The organism is Salibaculum halophilum (assembly GCF_002094885.1).
GTDB classification, from domain to species: Bacteria; Pseudomonadota; Alphaproteobacteria; order Rhodobacterales; family Rhodobacteraceae; genus Salibaculum; species Salibaculum halophilum.
This window is the reverse complement of the sequence record NZ_MSIT01000023.1, coordinates 25,606-33,952: the sequence shown is the minus strand read 5'-3', so window position 1 is coordinate 33,952 and position 8,347 is coordinate 25,606. Positions and strand designations below refer to the sequence as shown.

Below are 8,347 nucleotides of genomic sequence, written 5' to 3'. Positions count from 1 at the left end.
GCCCGCTGACCGGCCCGGCGGAGACGCGCGCCCGCGCGGCGCTGGCGGCCCGCCCGGCCGGGGCGCCCGTTGACATTGCCGCCCTCGTTGCGGAGTTTGAAGGCCTTGTGGGGCCGGGGCCCGGCCGCGGGGGCAGATGACCGACACCGACTTCAGCACCAGCACTGTCACCAGCGTTGCCGAGCGGCAGGCCGCCGAGGCGCTGATCGTCGACGTGGAGGGCTTCGAGGGCCCGCTCGACTTGTTGCTGACGCTGTCGCGCACGCAAAAGGTGGACCTGCGCCAGATCAGCGTGCTGGCGCTGGCCGAGCAATACCTGTCCTTCATCGAGAAGGCCCGTGACCTGCGCATCGAACTGGCCGCCGACTACCTCGTCATGGCCGCCTGGCTGGCCTTTCTCAAGTCGCGCCTGCTGCTGCCGCCCGACCCGGCCGAGGAGGGCCCCTCGGGCGAGGACCTGGCCGCGCATCTGGCGTTTCAGCTCGAACGCCTGCAGGCCATGCGCGAGAAGGCCGCCACGCTGATGGCCCGCGACCGGCTGGGGCGCGATTTCTTCGCCCGCGGCGTGACCGAGGATGTCACGCGCACCCGCCGTGTCACCCATACAGCGACCCTGCTGGACCTGATGCAGGCCTACGCGCGCCTGCGCACCCGCGAAGAGTTTCGCCCCTACACCATGGACCGCGACGCGGTTCTGACCCTGGAAGAGGCGCTGGGGCGCCTGCGGCCGCTGATCGGGTTCGCCGGGGAGTGGACGGATATCCTGTCCTACCTGCCCGAGGGCTGGCAGGACGACCCGGCCCGGCGCCGCAGCGCCACCGCCTCGACCTTTGCCGCCTCACTGGAACTGGTCAAGGAGGGCCGGATCGAGATGCGCCAGGGCGAGAGTTTCGCCCCGATCCAGATCAGGAGGACGGAGGATGGCTGACCCCGGGACCGGCGCCGACCCGTCGCAGGACGAGACCCTCTTCGAGGCCCCGCCCATGGCCGAACAGGAGCGCATGGTCGAGGCGGTGCTTTTCGCCAGCGCCGACCCCGTGACGGTGCGCGATCTGGCCGGGCGGATGCCGAACGGGTCCGACCCGGCCACGGCGCTGGAGCATCTGCGCCGCCGGTACGAGGGGCGCGGCGTGCGCGTCGTCCGGGTGGGCGAGGCCTGGGCGCTGCGCACCGCGCCCGACCTCGGCTTTCTTATGCAGAAGGAAACAGTCGAGGTGCGCAAGCTGTCGCGCGCGGCGATGGAGACCCTTGCGATCATCGCCTACCATCAGCCCGTCACCCGGGCCGAGATCGAGGAGATCCGCGGCGTCTCCGTCAGCCGCGGCACCATCGACCAGCTGATCGAGATGGGCTGGATCCGCTTCGGCCGCCGCCGCGCGACGCCGGGCCGGCCGGTGACCTTCATCGTCACCGAGGCGTTCCTAGATCACTTCGGCCTGGAAAGCGCCCGCGACCTGCCGGGCCTGAAAGAGCTGCGCGCCGCCGGGTTGCTGGACAACCGCCCGCCGCCCGGCGAGGGCAGCGACGACGCGGACGCGGAGGACGACGACGCGGACCAGGGCGGCTTGTTCGACGCGGAGTGAAGGCGCACGGTGCGCGTGATGCGACCGCGCCTGCAGAATTCACGCCGCGTGCCGTGAAATCGGCACGTTCCATTGCTATATCGTGACCAGAGGCAAACCGGAGGGCACGGGATGAACGCCAATCAGTTGATGAACATGGTGGTGCGCATCGTGATGCGCAAGATCATCGGGGGCGGGATCAACAAGGGCATGCAGGCCATGGGCAAGCGCCGCAAGGCCCAGCCGCCCAAGCAGGACGACACCCGGGACGACCGCTGACGGGCCGACAGCCCATCAACGGGCGCGGTAGCTTTCCAGCGTCGGGGCCAGCCCGTCGGCCCACAACCGGGTCAGCCAGTCCGAGAACTGGTCGCGAAACGCTGTCGCCTCGGCCAGATCACCGTAGATCCGGCGCTGCTCCAGCCAGACCTCGGGCCGGTGGCGGGCCGTCTGAGCGCATGCGGTCAGCGCCTCCCACTGCGGATCGTTCGGGGCGATCGGGCTGCCGTCCTCGCGGGTGCCCGCGCACATGCGGGCCCAGAGCGCCTCGACCAGCGCCAGCCCGGTGACGGGCGTGCCGGTAGCCAACGCGTCGCGCAGGATCGGCAGGACGAACCCGGTGTGCCGCGCCGCGCCATCGAAGGCCACCCGCCTCGTGGTGTCCACGATGGCGGGGTTGGCGAAACGCTGCGCGACCAGCGCCACGTAGTCCTGTGCCGATGTGCCCGGCGCGGCGCTGACATGCGGCGTTATCTCTGCGTGCTGGACCTTGTGGAACATCGCCGAAATGCCCGGATGGGCCATGCAGCCCGCGATGGTCTCGATCCCGGCGATCTCGCCGGCATTGGCCAGCACCTGGTGGCCCGCGTTGAGGATGCGCAGCTTCATCGCCTCGTGGGCGTGAACCTGGTCCGAGAAGGTGGCCCCGGCACGGTCCCAGTCAGGCCGTCCGGCGCAGAAATCGTCCTCGATCACCCATTGGCGGAAGTTCTCGTGGGTCACGGGGGCGGCATCGGCAATGCCGAAGTCCCGGACGAGGGCGCGTTCGCCGTCGCCGGTCGCGGGCACGATGCAATCGACCATTGAGTCGGGAAAGCTGCAATGCGCCTCGATCCAGTCGGCCAGGCCCTCGTCGCTCAGTCGTGCGAGCGAGACGAGCGTCTGGCGCAGGACGCGGCCGTTGCCCGGCAGGTTGTCGCAGCTTTGCGCCGTGAAGGGGCCGTGGCCCGCGTCGCGGCGCCGGCGCAGGGCCGCGACCATGGCGCCGAAGGCGGTGCGCGGCCGGTCGGGATGGTCGGCGTCGTGGCGGATATCGGGGTGGGCCGCGTCGAAACCGCCCGTGACCGGGTCGGTGTAATAGCCGCCCTCGGTCACGGTCAGGGCGACGATGCGGATCGCCGGATCGGCCATCCGCGCGATCAGCGGGCCGTGGCCATCCTCGATGGCCAGGTAGTCGATCATCGAGCCGACGACCTCGGCCGACCGGCCCGCCGGGTCCAGCTCGATCAGGGTGGTCAGGCAGTCCTGCGCCAGCAGCCTGTCGCGCATCGCGGCGTCGTAGGGCCGAACACCGGCGCCGATGATGGCCCAGTCGTGGGCCAGGCCCTGCTGCATCAGGCGGTGCAGATACCAGCCCTGGTGGGCGCGGTGGAAATTGCCCACTCCGATGTGGACGATGCCGGGGGTCAGCGCGCCCCGATCGTAACGCGGCCGGGCGATGTCCCCGGGCAGGGCATCCAGCGTGGCATCGGACAATGGCACGGGCGCGGGGGTCGGGGCGGTCTCGGGCATCAGCTCATCCAGTTCCCGCCGTCGACGTTGTAGGTCTGTGCGACGATGTAATCGGCTTCTTTCGTGGCCAGGAAGATGGCCATTCCGGTCAGGTCCTCTGCGCGGCCCATGCGGCCAAAGGGCACGGCCGCGCCGACCTCGGCCTTTTTCCGGCCCGGGGCCTTGCCCTCGTATCGTGCAAAGAAGGCATCGACGCCGTCCCAGTGTTCGCCGTCGACAACGCCGGGGGCGATGGCGTTCACGTTGATGCCGTGCTCGATCAGGTTCAGCCCGGCCGATTGCGTCAGGCTGATCACCGCGGCCTTGGAGGCGCAGTAGACCGCGACCAGCGGCTCGCCGCGGCGGCCGGCCTGGCTGGCCATGTTGATGATCTTGCCGCCCCGGCCGCGGTCGATCATGTGTCGCGCGACGGCCTGCATTGTGAACAGCGTGCCCGCGACGTTCAGATCGAAGACGCGGGTGAAATCGTCGCGGGTGATCTCGGTGATCGGCGCGGCGGTAAACAGCGCGGCGTTGTTGACAAGGATGTCGATTCCGCCGAGGGCCTGCACGCTGGCGTCAACGGCCGACTCGATGCTGTCCTGCCGCGTCGCGTCCATCTCGACGGCCACGGCGGCCGGGCCGATATCCGCGGCCGACGCGCGCGCCCGGTGGATATCGATATCCGCGATGGCCACGCGCGCGCCCTCGGCGACATAGGCCCGGGCGAAGGCCAGGCCGATTCCCCGCGCGGCCCCGGTGATCAGGGCGGTCTTGCCGGCCAGACGGGTCATGCGATCCGCAGCCCCTGCGCGTCGAAACGGTGCATCTTGTCGGGATCGGGCGTCAGGAAGGCGGTGTCGCCGTGGGACAGGGCGACCTCGCCGCCGGTACGCACCGTGAAGGGGTCGCAGCCGGGGATGCCGTGGATGTGCAGGAAGGTGTCCGAGCCGAGGTGCTCCGCCACGCCGACCGTGCCCTGCCAGGTGCCCTCGGTGGTCGAAAGCCGCGTGTGTTCGGGCCGGATGCCGATGGTCGTCGCGTCGTGCTTGGCGGCCTCGGGCCCCTCGATCAGGTTCATCCGGGGCGAGCCGATGAAGCCCGCAACGAACTTGTTGCGCGGGTGCTGGTACAGCTCCAGCGGGCTGCCCACCTGTTCGATGTTGCCGGCCTGAAGGACCACGATCTTGTCGGCCATGGTCATGGCCTCGACCTGGTCGTGGGTGACGTAGATCATCGTCGTGTCCAGCTTCTTGTGAAGCTCCATGATCTCCATGCGCATGCCCACGCGCAGCGCGGCGTCCAGGTTCGACAGCGGCTCGTCGAACAGGAACGCCGCCGGTTCGCGGACGATGGCGCGGCCGATAGCGACGCGCTGGCGCTGGCCGCCCGACAACTGGCCGGGGCGGCGGTCGATGTAATCGCCGAGGTTGAGCACCTCGGCCGCCGCCGCGACGCGCTTGTCGATCTCGGCCTTGTCCATCTTGGCCATGCGCAGCGGGAAAGCGATGTTCTTGCGCACGCTCATGTGCGGATAAAGCGCGTAAGACTGGAACACCATGGCCAGCCCGCGCTTGGCCGGCACCAGTCCGGTGGCGTCCGTGCCGTCGATCGCGATATGGCCGGTGGTGATGTCCTCCAGCCCCGCGATCAGGCGCAGCAGTGTGGACTTGCCACAGCCGGAGGGGCCGACGAAGACGGTGAATTCACCGTCCTCGATGGTCAGGTCGAGCGGCGGGATGACCTGCACGTCGCCGAAGCTCTTGGTGACCTGCTTGAGTTCAATCTGTCCCATGGGTCGGGTCCTTATTTCACCGCGCCGAAGGTCAGGCCGCGGACGAGTTGTTTCTGGCTGAACCAGCCAAGGATGAGGATCGGCGCGATGGCCATGGTCGAGGCCGCCGACAGCTTGGCGAAGAACAGGCCCTCGGGGCTGGAATAGCTGGCGATGAAGGCGGTCAGCGGGGCGGCGTCGACGGCCGTCAGGTTGAGGGTCCAGAAGGCCTCGTTCCAGGCCAGGATGAAATTCAGCAGCACCGTCGAGGCGATGCCCGGAATGGCCATCGGCGTGAGGATATAGAGCAGCTCTTCCCTCAGGGTCGCCCCATCCATGCGCGCCGCTTCCAGGATCTCGCCCGGGATCTCGCGGAAATAGGTGTAAAGCATCCAGACGATGATCGGCAGGTTGATCAGCATCAGCACCATGACCAGCCCGGCGCGGCTATCCAGAAGCCCGAACCGGATGAACAGCAGGTAGATGGGGTAGAGCACGCCCACCGCCGGCAGCATCTTGGTCGAGAGCATCCACAGCAGGATATCCTTGGTGCGCCGAGAGGGCACGAAGGCCATGGACCAGGCCGCCGGCACCGCCACGAGGATGCCCAGGATTGTCGAGCCGCCCGCAAGGATGACCGAGTTCCACAGGAACCGCATGTAGTTCGAGCGTTCCTGTACGACGGCGTAGTTTTCCAGCGTCCAGTCGAAATTCAGGAATAAGGGTGGGTTGGCGACGGCCTGCGCCTCGGTCTTGAAGCTGGTCAGGATCGTCCAGAGAATGGGAAAGAAGATCACCAGCCCCACCACCCAGGCCAGGGCGGTGGTCAGCGTCTTGCGTCGGGTGGTAACGGCGCGGGCCATGGGCGGGTCTCCTCAGGCGTCCAGGTTCTTGCCGACGATGCGCATGAGGAACAGCGCGACGATATTGGCCAGGATGATGGCGTAGACCCCGCCGGCGCTGCCCAGGCCAACGTTCTGGCTTTCCAGCACGCGCTGGAAGATTAGGTAGGTCAGCGTGCGGGTGCCGAAGGCGCCGCCGGTGGTCACGAAGATCTCGGCGAAGATCGACAGCAGAAAGATCGTCTGGATCAGGATCACGATGGTGATGGCCCGCCCCAGGTGCGGCAGGATGATATGGCCGAAGCGTTGCAGCGGCCCAGCGCCGTCCATTTCCGCCGCCTCGAGCTGTTCGCTGTCCAGCGACTGGATCGCGGTCAGCAGGATCAGCGTAGCAAAGGGCAGCCAGCGCCAGGCGATGATCAGCACCACAGACCCGGTCGAGGCTTCCGACAGCCAGGCCACCGGGTCGGCCCCGAACAAGCGCCACAGATGCGCGAAAAGGCCGTTGGTCGGGTCCATGAACATGTTCTTCCAGACCAGCGCCGAGACCGTGGGCATCACGAAGAAGGGCGCGATGATGAGGATGCGCACCACCCCCTGGCCCCAGAACGGCTGATCCAGCAGCAGCGCCAGCAGCACGCCCAGCACCACGGTGATGACCAGCACGCTGCCGACGATGATCAGCGTGGTCGAGACCGCGGGCCAGAAACTGCTGGAGCTGACGAAGCGGCCGTAGTTCTCGAACCCGGCGAACCCGAGGTCACCGCCGCGCAGCGGCAGATATTTGCGAAACGAGAACCAGACGGTCATCGACAGCGGCACCAGCATCCAGGCCATGAGCAGCACCACGGCGGGTGCCATCATGAGCCGGGCGGCGGAACGGGACGCCTTGGTCGCCATGGGACATCACTCCTGAAATGGCCGGGTCACGGTCACGACGACCGCGGGCAGGCGCCGGCGAAGACCACGAATTGCAAAAGGGGCGCAAGGTCCCCGGGGCCGGTGCACCGGCCCCGGGGAAGGGGCGCGTCTTACTGGTAACCGGCGGCTTCCATCGCCTCGTTGGTGATGGCCTGGGCCGTCTCCAACGCTTCATCGATGGATTGCTGGCCGGCGTAGACGGCCGAGAATTCCTGGCTCACCTGCGTGGCGATGCCGGCGAATTCCGGGATGGCGACGAACTGGATGCCGACATAGGGTACCGGGTCGACCGTCGGGTCGGTCGGATCGGCGGCATTGATCGAGTCCAGCGTGATGTCGGCGAAGGGGACCTCCTGGTATTCAGGCGTCTCGTAGAGCGAGGTCCGCGCGCCCGGCGGCACGTTGGCCCAGCCCTCGTTCTCGGCGACCATCTCGATGTAGTCCTTCGATGTGGCCCACTCGATGAACTCCTTGGCGGCGTCCTCCTTCTGGGTGCCCGCCGGGATGGCCAGCGCCCAGGCCCAGAGCCAGTTGGATCGCTTCTCGACGCCCTCGGAATTCGGGGCCAGCGCGAAGCCAACGCTGTCGGCCACTTCCGAGTCCTCGGGGTTGGTCACGAAGGACGCGGCGACGGTGGCGTCGATCCACATGCCGCACTTGCCCTGCTGGAACAGAGACAGGTTCTCGTTGAAGCCGTTGGTCGCGTAGCCCTCGGGGCCGTAGTCGTTCATAAGGTTGACGAAGAAGGTCAGCGCCTCTTTCCACTCGGGCTGGTCGAACTGGGCGTTCCAGTCCATGTCGAACCAGCGCGCGCCGAAGGAATTGCCAGTCACGGTGATGAAGGCGCCGCCCTCGCCCCAGCCGGCCTTGCCGCGCAGGCAGATGCCGTTGACGTGGTTTTCCGGGTCGTCCATGGCCGCGGCGGCCTCGCGGATGAACTGCCAGGTCGGGGCATCGGGCATTTCCAGTCCGGCCTCTTCCATCAGGTCGGTGCGATACATGACCATGGAACTTTCGCCGTAGAAGGGCGCCGCATAAAGCGTGTCGTCATGGCTCAGGCCCGCGCGCATGGCCGGCAGGATGTCGTTGACGTCATAGTCCTCGGACAGGTCATCGAGCGGCACCAGCCAGTCGTTGGCCCCCCAGATCGGGGTTTCGTACATGCCGATGGTCATGATGTCGAACTGGCCGCCGTTGGTTGTGATGTCGGTCGTCACACGCTGGCGCAGGACGTTCTCCTCCAGCGTGACCCACTCGACCTCGTGCCCGGTCTTTTCGGTGAAGTCGTCGGTGTAGCCCTGCATGCGGATCATGTCGCCGTTGTTCACAGTGGCGATGGTGATGGTCTCCGCCGAGACCGCCGCAGCGGACACCAGCGTCAGCGCCGTGGCGGCGCGAAACGTGCTCCTCAGTTTCATCCTGAATCCTCCCTGACTTGGATGCCCGCGCAGCCTAAGCAGCCGATGTTTCGTGCGTCA

General features: G+C 67.6%; 9 protein-coding genes. 3 read left to right on the top strand and 6 right to left on the bottom strand.

Going from position 1 to position 8,347, the window contains the following annotated elements; translation table 11 throughout:
- The first annotated feature begins 136 nt into the window (after positions 1-136).
- From BU124_RS12355 to BU124_RS14840, 3 genes are all read left to right on the top strand, one after another.
- The gene (locus tag BU124_RS12355) at positions 137-928 is read left to right on the top strand and encodes a segregation and condensation protein A (protein ID WP_084863889.1); all 792 of its coding nucleotides are present in this window, start codon (positions 137-139) and stop codon (positions 926-928) included.
- Positions 921-1,583 (top strand): SMC-Scp complex subunit ScpB, encoded by a 663-nt coding sequence (gene scpB, locus BU124_RS12350; protein WP_084863888.1) that lies wholly within the window; start codon positions 921-923, stop codon positions 1,581-1,583. Before BU124_RS12355 ends, scpB begins: the two co-directional genes overlap by 8 nt.
- A 111-nt stretch (positions 1,584-1,694) precedes the next feature.
- A complete protein-coding gene (locus BU124_RS14840; RefSeq protein WP_179141918.1) occupies positions 1,695-1,841 on the top strand; it encodes a hypothetical protein in 147 nt (48 codons plus the stop codon).
- A 15-nt stretch (positions 1,842-1,856) separates the two neighbouring features.
- Here the strand turns inward: BU124_RS14840 and BU124_RS12345 are convergent, their stop codons facing one another.
- From BU124_RS12345 to BU124_RS12320, 6 genes are all read right to left on the bottom strand, one after another.
- Complete coding sequence (locus tag BU124_RS12345) at positions 1,857-3,353, bottom strand: mannitol dehydrogenase family protein (protein ID WP_084863887.1); 1,497 nt, start codon at positions 3,351-3,353, stop codon at positions 1,857-1,859.
- Positions 3,353-4,126: an L-iditol 2-dehydrogenase gene (locus tag BU124_RS12340; RefSeq protein WP_084863886.1), complete on the bottom strand. Its 774-nt coding sequence runs from the start codon at positions 4,124-4,126 to the stop codon at positions 3,353-3,355. Before BU124_RS12340 ends, BU124_RS12345 begins: the two co-directional genes overlap by 1 nt.
- Positions 4,123-5,127, bottom strand: coding sequence for an ABC transporter ATP-binding protein (locus BU124_RS12335; protein WP_084863885.1), 1,005 nt, complete (start codon positions 5,125-5,127; stop codon positions 4,123-4,125). The genes BU124_RS12340 and BU124_RS12335 overlap by 4 nt, the downstream gene beginning before the upstream one ends.
- Positions 5,128-5,138: 11 nt before the next feature.
- Positions 5,139-5,969: a carbohydrate ABC transporter permease gene (locus tag BU124_RS12330; RefSeq protein ID WP_084863884.1), complete on the bottom strand. Its 831-nt coding sequence runs from the start codon at positions 5,967-5,969 to the stop codon at positions 5,139-5,141.
- Positions 5,970-5,981: 12 nt separating this feature from the next.
- Positions 5,982-6,848 carry a carbohydrate ABC transporter permease gene (locus BU124_RS12325; protein ID WP_084863883.1) on the bottom strand — a complete coding sequence of 289 codons (867 nt, stop codon included), beginning with the start codon at positions 6,846-6,848 and terminating at the stop codon, positions 5,982-5,984.
- Positions 6,849-6,979: 131 nt separating this feature from the next.
- Complete coding sequence (locus BU124_RS12320) at positions 6,980-8,287, bottom strand: ABC transporter substrate-binding protein (RefSeq protein WP_084863882.1); 1,308 nt, start codon at positions 8,285-8,287, stop codon at positions 6,980-6,982.
- Positions 8,288-8,347: the final 60 nt, after the last annotated feature.

Excerpts from the sequence above, each read along its gene's own strand:
- BU124_RS12355 (WP_084863889.1), top strand. The coding sequence starts at position 137 with ATGACCGACACCGACTTCAGCACCAGCACTGTCACCAGCGTTGCCGAG.
- scpB (WP_084863888.1), top strand. The coding sequence starts at position 921 with ATGGCTGACCCCGGGACCGGCGCCGACCCGTCGCAGGACGAGACCCTC.
- BU124_RS14840 (WP_179141918.1), top strand. The coding sequence starts at position 1,695 with ATGAACGCCAATCAGTTGATGAACATGGTGGTGCGCATCGTGATGCGC.
- BU124_RS12345 (WP_084863887.1), bottom strand. The coding sequence starts at position 3,353 with ATGCCCGAGACCGCCCCGACCCCCGCGCCCGTGCCATTGTCCGATGCC.
- BU124_RS12340 (WP_084863886.1), bottom strand. The coding sequence starts at position 4,126 with ATGACCCGTCTGGCCGGCAAGACCGCCCTGATCACCGGGGCCGCGCGG.
- BU124_RS12335 (WP_084863885.1), bottom strand. The coding sequence starts at position 5,127 with ATGGGACAGATTGAACTCAAGCAGGTCACCAAGAGCTTCGGCGACGTG.
- BU124_RS12330 (WP_084863884.1), bottom strand. The coding sequence starts at position 5,969 with ATGGCCCGCGCCGTTACCACCCGACGCAAGACGCTGACCACCGCCCTG.
- BU124_RS12325 (WP_084863883.1), bottom strand. The coding sequence starts at position 6,848 with ATGGCGACCAAGGCGTCCCGTTCCGCCGCCCGGCTCATGATGGCACCC.
- BU124_RS12320 (WP_084863882.1), bottom strand. The coding sequence starts at position 8,287 with ATGAAACTGAGGAGCACGTTTCGCGCCGCCACGGCGCTGACGCTGGTG.